Genomic DNA, 16376 nt, shown 5'->3' with positions numbered 1-16376 from the left:
CGCGTGATCGACACCCTGAGCACGGAGATCGCGGAGGGTGAGGAACGGATCCGTCTGGACGTCGCGGACGGGATCGCGGAACTCACCCTCTGCCGGCCGGAGAAGCTCAACGGCTGGAGCTGGGAGTCCACGCGCCAGCTCGGCCTGCTGGCGGACCGGATCCGCTTCGACCCCGCCGTACGGGTGGTCCTGTTGCGGGCCGAAGGCCGGGCGTTCTGCGCGGGCATCGACGTGACGGCCCCGGGCGGCGCGATCACCGGCGCCTCGGCGGCCGAGCGCAACCGCAACTACTACGAGGGCATCCGCTGGGTCCACGAACGCTTCGCCGTCCTGGCCCGGCTGCCCCAGCCGGTCGTGGCCGCGGTGCAGGGCTACTGCCTGGGCTTCGGCTTCGAGCTGGCCCTGATGGCGGACATCCGGATCGCGGCGCGGGACGCCGTCTTCGCGCTGCCCGAGGCCCAGTTGGGCGTCGCGGTGGACGCGGGCGGCGACCTGCGCATCGCCCGCGAGGCGGGGGCCGGCTGGGCCAAGTTCCTGGCGCTGACCGGCCGCCGCATCGACGCCGGGACGGCGGAACGCCTGGGCCTCGTCCAACAAGTGGTTGGGGTCAAGGAGTTGGACGAGGAGGCCCGCGCGCTCGCGGCGGAGATCGCGGCCAACGCCCCGCTCGCCGTCCAGGGCATCAAGCGCGCCATCGATTCCTACGCGGACGCCGCCCTGCCCGCGGCCCTCGACCGCGTGGCGATGACGGCGGCCCTCACCCTCACCTCGGAAGACTCCCGCGAGGGGTACACCGCCAAGGCACAGCGCCGGCCCCCGCACTTCACCGGAGGCTGAGCACCGGCCGGACGGAGAACGCCTCCCAAGGGGACCCGTCCTCGGGTCCGTACACCAGCTCGGCCATCGCCGGGTTGCGGTTCGCCGTGGCCAGCGTCAGCCAGGCCCACAGGTCCCCGTACCCGCCGCACACCGACTCACCGCCGTCCCCGCCGTGCACGGCGCCCTGATCGGCGCCGATCTCGGCGGTGTACGAGTCGTAGGCGATGCGCAGCCCGAAGGCGTTGGGCTCGCACCGCGGAGCGAACGTCCCGTCGCCGTAGGAGGGTTCTCCGAGCGGGCAGGTGCTTCCCCAGCGGAAGAGGGTGCGCGCCCCGGCTCCGCAGGCGTGCTCCCACTCGTCGGCGCCGGGCATCCGCAGCCCGCGCTCCGCGAGCGCCGCGGGCACGGCGGCGGGGGGCTCGGTGAGCGGCTCGTTCGCCACGGCCATGAACACGGTCGCCAGGGTGACGGTCCGGGGCGGGCTCAGCAACTCGGCGAGGTGCGACTTGAGATCGGGGCCGTAGCCGTACTCCTCGGCGAGGCTCTGCTCGAAGTCGGCGGTCTGCTCCGGCGTCGGCTCCCAGGCGTCCAGGTCGAAGCCGAGGCGGACCGTCCCTCCGGGTATCAGGGCGAACTCCTGCCCGTCCCGTTCGACGCGCACGCGGTGGAGCGGTCCGCCGAGGTGTTCGGTGGTGTCGACCAGGCTCACCCGGCCACCCACGGAACCGGCGGCGTCCCGGGCGAAGCGCAGGGCGTCCGGCAGGTCGAACGAGCGCCACCGGTCAAGGGTCAGATCAGCGAAGGACATGCCGTCCATGATGCCCCGGACCACTGACAGCCGGGCCCTGCTACTCCTGGGGCCAGCCACTCCTCGGGCCCGCTACTCCTCGGGCCCGCCACTCCTCGGCCTCCTACTCCTCCAGGCGCAGGAGGGCCAGCGCGCGCGCCGAGACGGCCGGCAGGGGTTCGCGGCCGCCCTCGGCGGCCCAGTGTTCGAGGGCCACGGTGACGGCGTCGATCAGGACGGCGGCCAGGACGCGGGTCTCCAGGGCGGATTCCGGGCGCCCCGTGCGGACCGCCAGGACCGGCACCAGACGGTCCTGCATCGCCCGCGCGGCCGCGAGCCAGCGCATGCGGATCTCGGGGACGCCGCCCATCACCTGGATCAGGCGGGCCGTCTGGCCCGGCCCCTCGTAGCGCGTGCCCGCGGTGGCGGTGGTGAAGGCGGCCTGGGCCGCCTCGGTGAGGGGCTCCGACGCGGGACGCAGGGCGAGTTCCTCGACCAGGGTGGCGACGCCCGCGGTCAGGACCGGGGTCAGCGCGTCCTCCTTCGTCGGGCAGTACCGGTAGAAGGTGCGCAGCGAGATGCCGGCCGCCCGCGCGATGTCGTCGACCATGGTGGCCTCGAACCCGCGCTCGGAGAACAGGTCGGCGGCCGCCTCCGCGATCTCGTACCACGTGGCCTCCCTGCGCCGCGCCGTCAACGACGGGCGGCCCGTGCTCACCGTGCTCACCGCAACACCTCCAAGGAGGGACAGGGGTTGTAGACGGCGTCAATGTGTCACACGATCGCACCATGGCGCATCGCGCCGAAATGACGTAACGGGCCGAACCGGCCGGAAGGCCGCGCGCACCGCGGCGTCCCCCCGCGCACCGCGGCGCCCCCTCCGCCACGTCACGGGGCGAACGGCCCCCTCCCCAACTGCTCTCGCACCGTCACCACTTCGGGGTTCACGAGCGAACGGCGCTGCCAGTTCGCCCCGTCCACCACCAGGGTGTGCCCGGTGATGAAGCGGGCGAAGGGCGAGGCCAGGAAGGTGGCCGCCCAGCCCAGTTCGCGCGGTGCGCCGACCCGCAGGGCGGGCTGTCTGGTGTCCTTGTCGTCCGGGGCGGCCCGTTCCAGGCCGCCCCGGATGTCCTCGGTCATGTCCGCGTGCGGGAACAGTCCCGGGACCAGGCCGTTGATCTGGATGCCGTACGGGCCCCACTCGACGGCGAGGGTCTCGACCAGGTTCTTCACCCCCGCCTTGGCGGCGGCGCTGTGCGCGTAGCCCGGCCCGCCGGTCCAGGCGTACGAGGCGCCGATGTTCACGATGGACCCGGAGCTGCCCGCGGCGAGGTGGCGGCGTCCGAACTCCCGGGTCACGAACCAGGTGCCGGTCAGGGTGATGTCGACCACCGCCCGCCAGGCGTTGGGGGACAGGTCCTCGGCGGGGGAGGGGAAGTTGGCGGCCGCGTTGTTGACAAGGGTGTCCGGCAAGCGGTCGAAGGCGGCCTCGGCGGCATCGAACACCTCGGCGACCCGCTCGGGATCCCGGATGTCGCAGACCGCGGCCGTCACCCGGCCCGCGCCGGGTACGGCGGCCAGCTCCTCCTGGGCCGACTTCAGCTGCTCGATCCGGCGACCGGCGATCACCAAGTCAGCGCCGAGTCTGGCGAATTCGGTGGCGATCGCCTTGCCCAGCCCGGTCCCGCCGCCGGTCACGAGGACCACCTGCCCCGCGTACGTACCGGGGGGCAGGGCGGCGGAACCGAGCGGCGGCGGCGCGGGCAGACCGCGCAGGGGTTTGTCCATGCGGCCCATCGATAGCGTGCGGGCGCCGAGACCGCCATGCCCGTGCCGGGTTCGGTTTCCCCTGCTACTTCTTCGGGGCGTAGGCCTGCTTGCCCGCGCACGTCCAGATCATCGCGCTGCTCGTCCCGGCGGTCAGGTCGCGGAAGGAGCCGCCCACCCGGTCGTCGTCCGAGACGGCGTGGGCCTCGGTATTGGTGTCGGAGCTCGCGCCCACCGGGTCCGGCAGCACCAGCGGGGCGCCCGTGCCGGGCCAGTACGCGGCCCGCACGTAGCGCGCGTAGCCCTCGACGGAGGTGACGGCCGTGCCGACCGTCACGTTCGTGGTCGGGCTGATCGCGTCGAGGATGAGGTTCTCGTAGCCGGTGACCAGTGCGGGGCTGAAGGGCAGGGCGTCGTACGGCTTCTTCCAGACGGCCGGGGTCCGGCGCCGCACGTCCCGGTGGTTCTCCTGCTCGAACCCGACGACGCGGCCCTTGTCGTCGATGCCGGTGGCCTGAGTACCCACGGTCCAGTCCGACTCGGTCCAGACGGGGAGGCTGTACGGCGGGTAGCCGCCGCCAGCCGGCCATACGACCGGGAAGGTGAAGTCGACGATCCGGTCGTTCTCCAGGTCGTCGTACCTCGTCTGAGCGGTTCCGAGGACGTCCCCGCGCTTGTTGATGCCGTCCAGCGAAACGATCCTGGTGTCGGGGTGCGCGTCGGCGGGGACCGGCAGCTCGCGCACGAAGGCTCCGTTCACCCACTCCTTGGCCGTGCCGGCGTCCATCCCGACGACGTGGCCGGCGTCGCTGACCTCCCCGGCGCCCGTGCGGGTGGCGGTCCCGGTCAGCAGTCGGACCGTCGCGTCGCCCGCACGGTAGGTGAAGACGGCCCGCGCGCTGTCCGCGGTGCGCTCCAAGGTGCCGGTCATCAGGCCCTTGGCGTTGACGTCCGCGACCACGCCGCTCTGGAATCCGGCGGGCATCGGTACGGCGTGCACCTCTCGGTCGGCGGTCCAGTACGCGGGCAGGCCCCGGCTCCGGCCGACCGAGAGGCCTGCCGCCCCGAGCCCTTCGACGGAGCCGGCGTCGCTCCAGGGGCCGTCGGGCAGGCTCGGAAGGCGGACCGCCTCCGGCGCGCACACGGAGGCCGCGGCCTGTGCGGCCGGCGCCGGACCGGCGGCCGTGACCAGCCCCGCGAGGACGGCGGCGGCGACTGCGGCGGCGGACATGCTTCTCGTCATGTGGTGCTTCCCCCAAAGAAGTTCGCCCCGTCCGAAGAGCGGGGCCCCCGTGGCGCGTCATATCCGATCATGACGTGCGCCTGCCATATGTTGCCCGAGTGGGGCGGGAGAGGGCGCCGTCGAGGCGCGTGTCGTTCCGGACGGGTTCGTTCCTGGTGGCGCCGACTGGTTCACAGGACGCAAGCGACCGCTTAGTATGCCCGCGAGGCGCGGTTCCCGTCGGCGGCTGGAGGCCCCGGTATGCAGGCATGGCGAGTACACACCCCCGGCGAGCCCCGCGAGGCCATGCGCCTCGAAGAGGTTCCCGAACCGGTGCCCGGCGAGGGCGAGGTGAGGCTCAAGGTGCTCGCCGCCAACGTCAACTTCCCCGACGCGCTGCTCGTGCGCGGCCAGTACCAGATCCGCCCGCCGCTCCCCTTCACCCCCGGCGTCGAGATCTGCGGCGAGACCGAGGACGGCCGCCGCGTCATCGCCAACCCGAGCCTGCCGCACGGCGGTTTCGCCGAGTACGTCACCGCTCCCGCGCGCGCCCTGCTGCCCGCCCCGGACACCCTCGACGACGCCGAGGCGGCCGCCCTGCACATCGGCTACCAGACGGGCTGGTTCGGCCTGCACCGCCGGGCCCGGATCCGGGCCGGGGAGACCCTCCTCGTGCACGCCGCCGCCGGAGGGGTCGGCAGCGCCGCCGTCCAGCTCGGCAAGGCCGCCGGAGCCACCGTCATCGGGGTCGTCGGAGGCAAGGCCAAGGTGCGCGCCGCCGAGGAGCTCGGCTGCGACCTCGTCATCGACCGCACCAGCGAGGAACTGGTGTCCCGAGTCAAGGAGTTCACCGGCGGACGCGGAGCCGACGTGGTCTACGACCCGGTCGGCGGAGACGCCTACACGGCCTCGGCCAAGTGCGTGGCCTTCGAGGGCCGGATCATCGTCGTCGGCTTCGCGAGCGGCACCATCCCCGCCCCCGCGCTGAACCACGCCCTCGTCAAGAACTACGCGATCCTGGGCCTCCACTGGGGCCTGTACGCCGCCAAGGACCCGGCCGCGATCGCCGCCTGCCACGCCGAGCTCACCCGGCTCGCCGCCGAAGGCTCCATCAAACCGCTGGTCAGCGAGCGGGTGCCGCTCGCCGGAGCCGCGGACGCCGTGCAGCGCCTCGCCGACGGGACCACCACCGGCCGGCTGGTCGTCGTACCGGCCCTGGACGCCACCCTGTCCGGCTCGCCCGCAGGGGGGTCCCGATGACGGCCGCCGCGCTCGACCCCGACCACCTGCGCGCCCGCGTACGGGAACTGCTCGCCGTCCACCCGCCCGCCACCACCGCGCCCGAGGCGTTCCTGCGGGCCCGCTTCGACGCCGGACTCGCCTGGGTGCACTACCCCGAAGGCCTCGGCGGCCTCGGTGCGCCCCGCTCCCTGCAGGCCGTCGTGGACGCCGAGCTGGAAGCGGCCGGAGCCCCCGACAACGACCCGCGCCGGATCGGCATCGGCCTCGGCATGGCCGCGCCCACGATCCTCGCGTACGGCACCGAGGAGCAGAAGAGGCGCTTCCTGCGCCCCCTGTGGCTCGGCGAGGAGGTGTGGTGCCAGCTCTTCAGCGAGCCCGGCGCCGGCTCCGACCTGGCGGCCCTCGGAACGCGTGCGGTACGCGAAGACGGTGAGGGCGGCGACTGGGTGGTGGACGGCCAGAAGGTGTGGACCTCCAGCGCCCACACCGCCCGCTGGGCCATCCTGATCGCCCGCACCGACCCGGCGCTGCCCAAGCACCAGGGCATTACCTACTTCCTGTGCGATATGACCGCGCCCGGAGTCGAGGTGCGTCCGCTGCGCCAGATCACCGGCGAGGCCGAGTTCAACGAGGTCTTCCTCACCGGCGTCCGCATCCCCGACGCCCACCGCCTCGGTGAGGTCGGTCAGGGCTGGGCGGTGGCCCGCACCACCCTGATGAACGAACGCGTCTCCATCGGCGGCATGCGGATCCCGCGCGAGGGCGGCATGATCGCCCCGGTCGCCGCCGCCTGGCGCGAGCGGCCGGAGCTGCGGACGCACGACCTGCACGGACGGCTCCTGGAGCTGTGGGTCGAGGCCGAGGTCGCCCGGCTGACCGGCGAACGGCTGCGCCAGCAGCTCGCCCAGGGCCAGCCCGGCCCCGAGGGATCGGGCATGAAACTGACCTTCGCCCGCCTCAACCAGGAGATCAGCGGCCTGGAGGTGGAACTCCTCGGAGAGCAGGGCCTGCTGTACGAGGACTGGACCCTGCGCCGCCCCGAGATCGTCGATTTCACCGGCCGCGACGCCGGCTACCGCTACCTGCGCGCCAAGGGCAACAGCATCGAGGGCGGCACCAGCGAAATCCTCCTCAACATCGTCGCCGAACGCGTCCTCGGCCTGCCCGCCGAGCCGCGCGACGACAAGGACCTCGCGTGGAAGGACCTGGCCCGATGAGCTCTCCCGCGGCAGCCCCGCTGGACCTGCTGTACTCCGAGACCGAGGAGGAACTCCGCACGGCGGTACGGTCCCTCCTCGCCGCCCGCTGCGCCCCCGCGGCCGTGCTCGCCCGGATCGAGGCGGGCGGCCCCCACGACCCCGAACTGTGGCGGGTGCTCGCCGCGGACATCGGCACGGCGGGACTCCTCGTCCCGGAGAAGCTGGGCGGCCAGGGCGCGGGCCACCGCGAGGCGGCCGTGGTGCTGGAGGAGCTCGGCCGGGCCGCGGCGCCCGTCCCGTACCTGACGAGCGCGGTCCTCGCGACGGAGATCCTGCTCGGCTGCGAGAGCGCGGAGTCCGCCGACCTCCTACGGGAACTCGCGGCGGGCCGCCGCGTCTGCGTGCCCGCACTGCCCCTGACCCTGGCCCCGGGCGCGCCGCTGCCGGCGCCGGTCCGGGATTCCGGCGGGGGTTCGCTCGGCGGGAGCGTCGGCTCCGTCGCCGACGCCGTCTGCGCGGACGTGCTGCTGGTCCTCGCCGACACCGGGCTGTACGCCGTCGCGGCCGACGCGCCGGGGGTCTCACGGACCCCGCTCGTGGCCCTGGACCTGACCCGCCCGCTGGCCACCGTGCACCTCGACGGGGCCGCCGGAACCCTGCTCGCCGATCCGGCCACCGCCCGCGCGGCCATCGCCGGAGCCCTGCTCTCGGGGGCCGGGCTGCTCGCTTCGGAACAACTCGGGATCGCCGAGTGGTGCCTGACGGAGACGGTGGGGTACCTACGCACCCGCCACCAGTTCAACCGGCCCCTCGGCTCCTTCCAGGCACTCAAGCACCGCCTCGCCCGCCTGTGGCTGGACGTGGCCTCCGCCCGTGCGGCGGCCCGTGCCGCGGCCGACGCCCTCGCGACCGGCGCCGCGGACGCGCCGCTCACCGTGGCGGTGGCCCAGGCCTATTGCTCGGGCGTGGCGGTCCGTGCCGCCGAGGAGTGCGTGCAGCTGCACGGCGGGATCGGCATGACCTGGGAACACCCGGCGCACCTGTACCTCAAGCGCGCCAAGGTCGACTCCCTCGCCCTGGGTACGGCCGGCCACCACCGGGGCCTGGTCGCGGACTTCGCTGAGCTCCCGGCGCCCTGAGGCGCGTCCGAGCGCTCCACGCGTGGGGGACCGGCGGCGGGACGGGGGCCGGCGCCGGCCCCCGTCCCTGCCCGGTGTCGTCAGGCGGTTCGCTTCGCGCCGTAGTAGCCCCAACTCAGCCGGAGTCGCATCGCGTCGGTGCCGTCTGCGCGGATGTGTGCGCTGAGCATCGACCTCTGCGGCTCGGGCAGCCGTCGGTCGTGTGCGTCGGTCCATTCGTGAGTGCAGAACAGTTCGGCCGCCCCGTCGAGTTGGGCCGGGCTCGGGGGGCGTGCGGCGAGTGCGAAGAGGACGAGGTCGGGGGACTCGTCGTGGAGCCGGCTCATTACGGCCATGTCGTACCACATCGATCCGCCGGTCGACTCCCTGGAGCACGTTCCCGCCCATGCCAGGAGGGCGCGGATCCGCTCGATCGCATCGGGGTAGCGCTGCTGGACGAGGGCGGCGAGCCGTTCCTCGGCCGCGCCCAGTTGCCGTGACCAGGCTTCGTAGTCACGGCCCGGTGGTCGCGACACGTCCGCCGCCGCGTCGGCCAGGCCGTCCGGCGCGGCCCGGATCCAGCGCGTCCGACGCTGCTCGGCCTCGGTCTCTTCCTCGGCCAGCCGCTCCTGGACCTCTTGGGATCCGGTCAGGCCCCGCCGTGCCAGCCAGGCGGTGAGGGCCGGGCCGTCACGCAGGTCGGCGTCACAGTTGCCGATCCCTCGCAGCCCGGTCTGGTGGTGCAGGGTCCAATGGGCCGTCAGCGCACCGTCCGGTCCGTGAACCATGATGGTCGGCCAGCCGTTGCACCGGCAGCTGTCACCGGTCCCACCGTCCACGATGGCCAAGTGCCGGGCCAGGTCGGCGATCTCGTCACCGGTCACCACGAGGCGCTTGAGGTCGGTGGAGTCGGCGTCGTAGGGCGATCCCTCTACGATCACCACGCGCGCGGCCCGGTTCAGTACGTCCTGCACCCGGGCAGTTGTCGGAACGTCCTCGGTCATCCTCACCGGCTCCCTGTCGATCGCGTCCCGGGAGGATATCGGCGGCCGGTCCTTCGGCGGGACGATTATCTGTCGGACAGGGCCTGGTTGTGGGAGGGCGGCGGACCTTCACCCCAGGAACGCCTCGACGGCCGCCGCGAACCGTCCGGCGTCGTCGATCCAGGGGTAGTGGCCCGCTCCGGCCTGCACCGAGAGCGTGGCGTCGGGGAACAGCGCCGCGAGCTCGGCCGTCGACCGAGGGGGGCTGTTCAGGTCGAACTCTCCGGTGAGCAGCAGGACGGGCGCCCCGAAGGACGCGAGCGCCGCGCGGGTGGCCTCCAGGGTGAAGGCGCCCTCGGCGCCGAAGTGGGCGACGGCCTCCCGGTTGACGGGCAGACCGGCGGCGTGGTGCTCCCGCGCGGCATCGTCCCAGCGGCCGCAGAAGAAGGGGGCGAGGGCGTCCCAGTCGCCGCCCGTGCCCGCGGAGACGGCCTCCAGGGCGGCGAACGCGGCCGGGAACCACGGCTCGTCCTCGCGGAGCCGCGCCAGTTCGAGCCGCGTCGCCGCGGTGGTCTCGATCCCGACGGCCCGGGTGCTCGGGCCGATCAGGGCGAGCTTGCCGATGGCGCCGGGGTACCGGGCGGCGTACCCCAGGGCGACGTTGGCCCCGGCGGAGTGGCCGAGCAGGTCCGTCCGGGCGAGCCCGAGGTGTTCGCGCAGCGCCTCCACGTACGCGACGAGCCGGTCGCAGCGGTAGGAGGCGGGGTCCTCGGGCACCGCCGACCCGCCGGTGCCGGGCAGGTCGAGGAGGATCAGCCGGCGGTGGCGGGACAGGCCGCCGAGGTCCCCGAGGTAGCGGGAGTCCGTAGGTCCTCCGGGGACGCAGACGAGCGGGTCGCCGTCTCCGGCCGTGCGATAGGCGAGCCGGGTTCCATCGGGTGCGCAGAAGGTGGGCATGGGTGCAGCCTGCCATCCATAACCAGGTTGTACAACTCGGTTATGGATGGATGCTCCCGGAGCGCGGTTTCGGTGTATAACCGAGCTATGACAGGTGACGAGGGCGTGCGCCCCATCCCCGGCCCCACCCCCGGGCCCATCCCCGGGTCGCTGACCGAGGAGCAGGCCGGGCGGATGCTCGCGGAGATGAACGAGGTCATCCGCGCGGGCGAGGAGATGCGCAAGCTGCGCACCGAGATGATCAAGGTGTTCACGGGCCTCGGCTGGACGCAGGACAAGATCGCCCGGCTCACCGGCATGAGCCAGCCCGCCGTGTCCAAGCAGGTGGCGAAGTACAAGGCGCAGGAGCCGCTCCCGCAGATCGGACTCTCCCTCGACCAGGGCGACGCGCCCTGGCTCGAAGGGCGCCTGTGGGGCCTGGCCGAGGAGATCGCCGCGGCGCACCCGGACACCGCGCGCTGCGCCCGCCGCGTCGATGCCGTCGCCCGGGGCAGGAAGCGCTTCACGCCCCGGGACGTGGACGAGCTGCGACGCCTCGTCGAAGAGGACCTGAGACTGCACCGCGAGGACCTGCCCGGCAGCTACCGGGAGGCGTACGACGCCATCAGCCGAGGCCTCGACGTCCCCTCGGGGGCCACCACGACGGACACCCCGGCCTCCGTGCGCCGCACCCTCGCCCACCGGATCCAGCGCGACCGGCTGGGCGACGGCACCTGACGGGTCGGGGCGGGTCGGAGCGCGCGGACACCCGCCCCGACGCGCCACCGGGTTCCGGCCGAACGGCCGATGCGGACGCGCGCCCGCGTCGGGCAGCCTCTACGGGTCCCCCCGTACGCCGTCCCTCGAAGGAGGCGCCATGCTGCACGCCCTCTACCTCCTCGGCATCGCCGCCTTCGCCGCCTCCGGCGTCCTCGCCGCGCACCGCGCCAACATGGACCCCTTCGGCGGGCTCGTCCTCGCCTTCGCGGCCAGCATCTCCGGCGGAACCCTGCGCGACCTCATCCTCGGCCGGCACCCGCTCTACTGGACGCACGACTGGCTGCTGCTCGTCCTCATCGGGTCGGTCGCCGTCGCCACCATGCTCTACCTGCGCCGCTGGGAGCTCCCGCAGCGCGCGCTCATGGTCGTCGACGCCGTCGGCCTCGCCGTGGTCACCGTGATCGGCGCCCGCGCCGCCATCGACGCCCACGTCACCCCCGTCGCCGTGCTCATCCTGGCCGTCCTGACGGGCGTCACCGGCGAGGTCGTCCGCGACGTGCTCTGCGGGGAGTTCCCGCCGCTGCTGCTGCGCGAGGAGGTGTACGCGACGGCCGCGCTGGCCGGGGCGCTCTCCTACCTCGGCCTGCACTGGGCCGGCGTTCCGGACACCACGAACATCGTGGTGTCGGCCGGACTGGTCTTCGCCCTGCGCATGACCGCGATCTTCCGCGATCTGCACCTGCCCCGGCTCCAGCGCACCACGGGCTGACGCCGTCAGAGTGGCGAAACCCCGGAATCGGGGTCTTCCGGCATGGTTCTCGGAAGGGCGGTCACGGCCGCCGTGAACCGCGCCCCGAGGAGTCCCACCGTGTCCGGACCGGAGACGATCCCTCAGATGCGCATCGTCCCCCAGTGGATGCGCAAGCACACCCCGCTGCTGGGCCGGCTCCTGGCGCAGCTCGCGGCGGTCAGGGTGCTGGACTGTGCGACCAGGCTGGCGGCCCAGGCCTTCCTCGGCGCGGTGCCCGCCGTCTTCGTCATCGCCGCACTCGCCCCCGACTGGCTCCAGCAGCAGCTGGTCACGTCCATCCGTACGACACTGGGGCTCACGGACGCCGCACTGGACCAGGTGCAGTCGGTCTACTCCGCCACCGATGTCACGGCCGTCGCGAGCACCGGCGGGGTGGGCATCCTGGTGACGCTGCTGTCGGCGACCGCGTGCAGCCGGGCCTTGCAGAAGACGTGCGAGCGCTCCTGGCACCTGCCCAAGTCCAAGGCCCGGGTCGCCGCCTGGCGGTGGCTGGCCTGGCTCGTCGTCTGGCTCGTCGCCCTGCTGTTCCAGGGGTTGGTGCAGACGGCGTTCGGCACCGGCCGGATCACCGGTTTCACCCTCGCCGCGGTCAGCGGCACCCTGCTGTGGTGGTGGACCCAGTACCTGCTGCTCGGCTCCCGGATCCCGTGGCTGCCGCTGCTGCCCGGTGCGCTGCTGGGCGGGTTCGGGGAGCAGCTGCTGACCGTGGGGTCGAGGGTCTACATGCCCCATGCCGTGGATCGCAGCCTGCAGCAGTTCGGCAGCCTCGGCTCGGTCTTCGTCCTGCTGTCCTGGCTCATCGGGTTCTTCATCGTCATCACCCTCGCCATCGCCGTCGGGTACGTGGTGGCGCACGAACCGCGGCCGGCGGCCTGGCTCCGCACGCCCACGGTCGTGGACCCCGCGACGCCGTGACGGTACGCGGCTACCGCTGCCCGGCGCGGTCGGCGCGGTCGGTTCGGTCGGCGGGGTCCGCGGGGTCGGCGCAGCGGCCACCGGCCGCGAGCAGGGAGAGGACGGCGAGCACGGCCAGCAGGATCAGCACCAGCAGCAGGACGGTGAGCACCGTCGGGTGGTTCCACAGCGCGAACACGAGCGCGCACACCAGCAGTACGCCGATGGTGAGCGGGCCGCGGTGCGCCTCCACCCAGGTGCCGACGCGCCCGGTGCGCACTCCGTGGGATGCGCCCCACCCGGCGGCGGAGTCGGCCGCGCGCTCGGCGCCGCCGCGCAGGCCGCGCGGCAGGCGGCCCGCGCCGGAGAGGTAGGCGCCGAGGGCCACGACGACACCGAGGACCAGCGCGGTCCGGATGCTGACCCGCAGGAACCGCACCAGGGTGTCGAAGACCGCCGCCGCCGCGGCCGGTGACTGGACCTGCGCCGGAAGGTGGTCGAGGTAGTAGTGGCGGGCGACGATCAGCCCGATGGCGAAGACGAGACAGGCGGCGGCCGCGCCGAGCGCCGTGGTCACCAGGGCACGCCGGCGGCGCCGGGCGAGCAGCACTCCGGCGGCGCCGAGGACCACCGTGAGCACGGGCAGCCAGTTGCCGACGACGTCGAGCAGGTGGACCGCACCCCGGATCTTCCCCAGCTTCTCGGACTGGAAGAGCACCATCTGCTTGTCGACGTCGGGGATCTTCTCGGCCGGGGACAGGCCGGCCTCCACGAGGTCCTTTTTGACGGTCTCCACGGCGGCGCCGACATCGAGGGTGACGGTGCCCCCCTCCACTCCCACCGCACCGCGGCCCTCACCGGTCAGCGCGTGCACCACCGCGGTGTGGGCGGCACGGTTGGCGGTGGTCCACACGGTCTCGAACCGGTCGCTCTCGACGAACCGGGTCGCCACCTTGGAGACGGCCGCGTCCGCCGCCGAGTCCAGCTGCGGCCCCAGTGCCTTGACCGCCGTCCCCACACGGGGCGGCAGCCCCTGGGCCTCCAGCCACTTCGCCAGGTCCGCGGTGACCTCGGCGCCGTCGACCCGGACGTCGGCGGCTTCGGTGATGCGGTGGACGGCCGCCGCCTCGATCGCCGGATCCGAGGCGAGCGGGGACACCGTGGACACGTAGCGGCCGGTGTCCAGCACGATGTCGTGCACCCAGACGGTGATCAGGGAGACCGGCACGAGAACGCAGGTGAGGGTGATCAGCACCGCCGAGACCGAGCTCAGGACGATCCGCCGGGCACGGGATCCTCCGGTCCGACCCGGTGCGGGCACTTCGTCGGGGAGATCGGACGGCACGCTCATGGCACTCCCGGGGACGACGCAGGCGAGGACGCGCTCGTGTCCCATGGGACACACAGGGCCGCCGGATCCGCGCGTTCGGCTGGGCTCTCCGGGTGATCTTCGCCGCCGGCGGCGACCGTCTCCTCCTACAACCACACGAAGCGGCGCCCGTCTCCCCGGTGACCTCGCCCGCCGCGCCGCGTTAGACCCGTAGCCACCGGCCACCGAGCGAGGGAGACCGTATGTACGCAGCACCCGCCGCACCACTCACCCGCCGCGCGGTCCTCCGTACGGCCTTCGCCGCGGCCGTGTTCGCCGGCACGGCCGCGGCGCTGGCCCCCGTACTGCGCGCCCGCCGACCCCGGCAGACGCTCACACCGGCCCCGCTGATCTCGGCGGGCGAGGAGACGTACCGCGGCCGGCACATCGCCGTCGACCCGACGGGGACCTCCGTCCGCATCGACGGCCGCGCCCTGCACGTCATGCGCCGCTCCGACGGGACGTACCTGAGCGGGATCAACCACTTCCAGTCCTACGCGACCCCGCTGGAGCTCGCCCGCGCGGCCGTCGACGAACTGGGCACCACCCAGCTGGCGTTCGCCGCCGCACACCACGGGCGACAGGAGTAGCAGGGCGTGTACATCCGGCAGAACCAGAAGAACCTGACCAGCGCGCAGAAGAAGCGCTTCACGGCGGCCGTGATCGAGCTCAAGCGCAACGGCACCTACGACGCGTTCGTCCGCACCCACGACAAGTACTTCGTCCCCGACCGGGACCGCAAACTGCGCGTCGGGCACATGTCACCGTCCTTCTTCCCCTGGCACCGGCGCTACCTGCTGGAGTTCGAAGCCCAGCTCCAGAGCGTCGACCCGGGCGTCACCATCCCCTACTGGGACTGGACCACCGACAACAGCCCGGCCTCCTCCCTGTGGGCGGAGGACTTCCTCGGCGGGACCGGCCGCGAGAGCGACCGCCAGGTGATGACCGGCCCGTTCGCCTACGGGAAGGGCAACTGGACGGTCACGGTCGGCATCACCGAGGCCGCCTTCCTCACCCGCAACCTGGGCCGGCCGCAGAACCCGATCAGCCTGCCGACCCCGGCCGAGCTGCAGTGGGCGCTCGACGACCCGCTGTACGACAGCTCGCCCTGGGACTCGACGGCCGGGCGCGGCGGCTTCCGCAACAAACTGGAGGGCTGGGCCGCCCCGAAGAGCGAGAAGTGGCGCAACCACAACAAGGTGCACCAGTGGATCGGCGGCCACATGACCGGCGGCACGGCCCCCAACGACCCGGCCTTCTGGCTGCACCACGCCTTCGTGGACCTGCTCTGGGACCGCTGGCAGCAGCGGCACCCGGCCTCTGGCTACCTGCCCGCCGCCCCGCTCCCGCTGGGTGACCTCCAGCGCGGCCGGGTGATCTCCCTCGATGAGCCGATGCCGCCGTGGGACGTCACCCCGCGCGAGATGCTCGGCCACCAGGGGCTCTACCGCTACGAGTGAGCCCCGGGCGCAGTCGGGCCCGGCGGGAAACCCGAGGAAGAACACGAAGAAGGGCCCCCGCCGGACGGCGGGGGCCCTTCGGGCTACTTGGCGATCAGCCGCCGTAGTTGCCCTCGGTGTGGTGGTCGCCGCCGCCCGACGCGTTGACGCAGGTGTTGCCGAACGCCGGGTTCAGCAGGCCGATCACGTTGACGGTGTTGCCGCAGACGTTGACCGGGACGTGCACCGGAACCTGGAGCAGGTTGCCCGAGAGGACACCGGGGGAGCCGACCGCCGCACCGTGCGCTCCGGCATCGGCAGCCGCCAGACCCGCACCGGCGGCCAGGGCGCTACCGGCGGCAGCGGTGATGACGAATGCCTTCGCGATACGCGACATCAAGATCTCCTAGAAAGGAATGGGGGTGCCGCAGAAAACCGAAGCTGCGGCGTTTGACATGGCATACAACGCGGGGAGCGCCCAAGGGTCACGGTCGCTGGGCCGCCGGTGATCTCCGACTGCGCAGGGATCCCGGTCGACCTGCCCCGGTATCCCTGCCGACCTGCCCCGGGATCCCGGTCCACCCGCCGATTCCGGACTACGAGCCGGCCGAGAAGCGGGCGGAGGAGAAGTACCGGGGCACCTGCTTGACCGCACCCGGCGCCAGCACCTCCACCGGGGTTCCCACGCAGCCCGGCTCCCGGTACAGGGCCACCGACTTACCGGTCTTGTTCGAAACCGCCCGGCCGCCGCCGCCCAGGGCCGCCACGCAGCCCTTCGGGGCGTCGATGCCGTGCGGGCGGTCGTCCGTGCCGAGGTACTGGAAGGCGGGCCCGACGGCCGTCGGGGTGCCGAGGGCGGCGGTCGGGCCGTCGGCCGCGTACGCGCCGGAGCCGGCCGCCGCTCCGGCCGTGGCCGCGGCCGCGAGGAGCAGGACGGGGACCGATCCGGTGCGCACGAGGCTCCGAAGGGTGTGGGGGAGAGACAGGGATCGCATGCCCCGCCCAACCCGGCGCGCCCCGGGCGGGGTCACGCCTTGTCACCCCGCGCATGCCTGTGCGACGGTGCGACC

The 16376-nt window shown here is 73.3% G+C and carries 18 protein-coding genes; 9 read left to right on the top strand and 9 right to left on the bottom strand.

Features of this window, described 5'->3' with window-relative positions; translation table 11 throughout:
- Positions 1 to 3: 3 nt before the first annotated feature.
- The gene (locus ACFYYB_RS01810) at positions 4 to 837 is read left to right on the top strand and encodes an enoyl-CoA hydratase/isomerase family protein (protein WP_389432623.1); all 834 of its coding nucleotides are present in this window, start codon (positions 4 to 6) and stop codon (positions 835 to 837) included.
- Here ACFYYB_RS01810 and ACFYYB_RS01805 read toward each other — a convergent pair.
- The 4 genes from ACFYYB_RS01805 to ACFYYB_RS01790 all read right to left on the bottom strand — a co-directional run bounded on the left by ACFYYB_RS01805 (position 824) and on the right by ACFYYB_RS01790 (position 4616).
- Positions 824 to 1627: a hypothetical protein gene (locus ACFYYB_RS01805; protein ID WP_389432621.1), complete on the bottom strand. Its 804-nt coding sequence runs from the start codon at positions 1625 to 1627 to the stop codon at positions 824 to 826. The two genes, ACFYYB_RS01810 and ACFYYB_RS01805, sit on opposite strands and share 14 nt — an antisense overlap.
- A gap of 103 nt (positions 1628 to 1730) precedes the next feature.
- On the bottom strand, positions 1731 to 2333 hold the full coding sequence (locus tag ACFYYB_RS01800) for a TetR family transcriptional regulator (RefSeq protein WP_389432620.1): 603 nt from the start codon (positions 2331 to 2333) through the stop codon (positions 1731 to 1733).
- A gap of 161 nt (positions 2334 to 2494) precedes the next feature.
- Positions 2495 to 3394: an SDR family oxidoreductase gene (locus ACFYYB_RS01795; protein ID WP_389432619.1), complete on the bottom strand. Its 900-nt coding sequence runs from the start codon at positions 3392 to 3394 to the stop codon at positions 2495 to 2497.
- A gap of 64 nt (positions 3395 to 3458) precedes the next feature.
- Complete coding sequence (locus ACFYYB_RS01790) at positions 3459 to 4616, bottom strand: hypothetical protein (protein ID WP_389432617.1); 1158 nt, start codon at positions 4614 to 4616, stop codon at positions 3459 to 3461.
- A 240-nt stretch (positions 4617 to 4856) separates the two neighbouring features.
- Here ACFYYB_RS01790 and ACFYYB_RS01785 point away from each other — a divergent pair, with 240 nt between their 5' ends.
- The 3 genes from ACFYYB_RS01785 to ACFYYB_RS01775 are packed head-to-tail and all read left to right on the top strand — an operon-like array spanning position 4857 to position 8175.
- Complete coding sequence (locus ACFYYB_RS01785; RefSeq protein ID WP_389432615.1) at positions 4857 to 5855, top strand: NADPH:quinone oxidoreductase family protein; 999 nt, start codon at positions 4857 to 4859, stop codon at positions 5853 to 5855.
- Complete coding sequence (locus ACFYYB_RS01780; RefSeq protein WP_389432614.1) at positions 5852 to 7054, top strand: acyl-CoA dehydrogenase family protein; 1203 nt, start codon at positions 5852 to 5854, stop codon at positions 7052 to 7054. The genes ACFYYB_RS01785 and ACFYYB_RS01780 overlap by 4 nt, the downstream gene beginning before the upstream one ends.
- The gene (locus ACFYYB_RS01775) at positions 7051 to 8175 is read left to right on the top strand and encodes an acyl-CoA dehydrogenase family protein (protein WP_389432613.1); all 1125 of its coding nucleotides are present in this window, start codon (positions 7051 to 7053) and stop codon (positions 8173 to 8175) included. The genes ACFYYB_RS01780 and ACFYYB_RS01775 overlap by 4 nt, the downstream gene beginning before the upstream one ends.
- Positions 8176 to 8255: 80 nt before the next feature.
- Here the strand turns inward: ACFYYB_RS01775 and ACFYYB_RS01770 are convergent, their stop codons facing one another.
- On the bottom strand, positions 8256 to 9158 hold the full coding sequence (locus tag ACFYYB_RS01770; protein ID WP_389432612.1) for a hypothetical protein: 903 nt from the start codon (positions 9156 to 9158) through the stop codon (positions 8256 to 8258).
- 108 nt (positions 9159 to 9266) lie between these two features.
- On the bottom strand, positions 9267 to 10094 hold the full coding sequence (locus ACFYYB_RS01765; protein WP_389432610.1) for an alpha/beta fold hydrolase: 828 nt from the start codon (positions 10092 to 10094) through the stop codon (positions 9267 to 9269).
- Between the two features lie 87 nt (positions 10095 to 10181).
- Between ACFYYB_RS01765 and ACFYYB_RS01760 the strand changes: the two genes are divergently transcribed.
- From ACFYYB_RS01760 to ACFYYB_RS01750, 3 genes are all read left to right on the top strand, one after another.
- Entirely contained in the window at positions 10182 to 10811 is a 630-nt protein-coding gene (locus ACFYYB_RS01760) for a sigma-70 family RNA polymerase sigma factor (protein ID WP_389432609.1), read from the top strand.
- 139 nt (positions 10812 to 10950) lie between these two features.
- Positions 10951 to 11562, top strand: a complete 612-nt coding sequence (locus ACFYYB_RS01755) for a trimeric intracellular cation channel family protein (protein WP_389432607.1) — start codon at positions 10951 to 10953, stop codon at positions 11560 to 11562.
- 99 nt (positions 11563 to 11661) lie between these two features.
- Positions 11662 to 12519 (top strand): YhjD/YihY/BrkB family envelope integrity protein, encoded by an 858-nt coding sequence (locus ACFYYB_RS01750; RefSeq protein WP_389432606.1) that lies wholly within the window; start codon positions 11662 to 11664, stop codon positions 12517 to 12519.
- A 10-nt stretch (positions 12520 to 12529) separates the two neighbouring features.
- On the opposite strand, the gene ACFYYB_RS01745 is transcribed toward ACFYYB_RS01750, so the two are convergent.
- A complete protein-coding gene (locus tag ACFYYB_RS01745; RefSeq protein WP_389432605.1) occupies positions 12530 to 13894 on the bottom strand; it encodes a hypothetical protein in 1365 nt (454 codons plus the stop codon).
- A gap of 176 nt (positions 13895 to 14070) precedes the next feature.
- Here ACFYYB_RS01745 and ACFYYB_RS01740 point away from each other — a divergent pair, with 176 nt between their 5' ends.
- Positions 14071 to 14457 carry a tyrosinase family oxidase copper chaperone gene (locus tag ACFYYB_RS01740; protein ID WP_389432604.1) on the top strand — a complete coding sequence of 129 codons (387 nt, stop codon included), beginning with the start codon at positions 14071 to 14073 and terminating at the stop codon, positions 14455 to 14457.
- A gap of 6 nt (positions 14458 to 14463) precedes the next feature.
- Positions 14464 to 15327, top strand: a complete 864-nt coding sequence (locus tag ACFYYB_RS01735; protein ID WP_389432603.1) for a tyrosinase family protein — start codon at positions 14464 to 14466, stop codon at positions 15325 to 15327.
- Positions 15328 to 15421: 94 nt separating this feature from the next.
- On the opposite strand, the gene ACFYYB_RS01730 is transcribed toward ACFYYB_RS01735, so the two are convergent.
- Complete coding sequence (locus ACFYYB_RS01730; protein ID WP_254380539.1) at positions 15422 to 15703, bottom strand: chaplin; 282 nt, start codon at positions 15701 to 15703, stop codon at positions 15422 to 15424.
- 199 nt (positions 15704 to 15902) lie between these two features.
- On the bottom strand, positions 15903 to 16262 hold the full coding sequence (locus ACFYYB_RS01725; protein WP_389432602.1) for a hypothetical protein: 360 nt from the start codon (positions 16260 to 16262) through the stop codon (positions 15903 to 15905).
- Positions 16263 to 16376: the final 114 nt, after the last annotated feature.

Origin of the sequence: Streptomyces sp. NPDC002886 (genome assembly GCF_042888445.1) — a bacterium.
Lineage (GTDB): Bacteria > Actinomycetota > Actinomycetes > Streptomycetales > Streptomycetaceae > Streptomyces.
The sequence above is the reverse complement of the archived record's forward strand: the minus strand, read 5'-3'. Positions and strand labels throughout refer to the sequence as shown.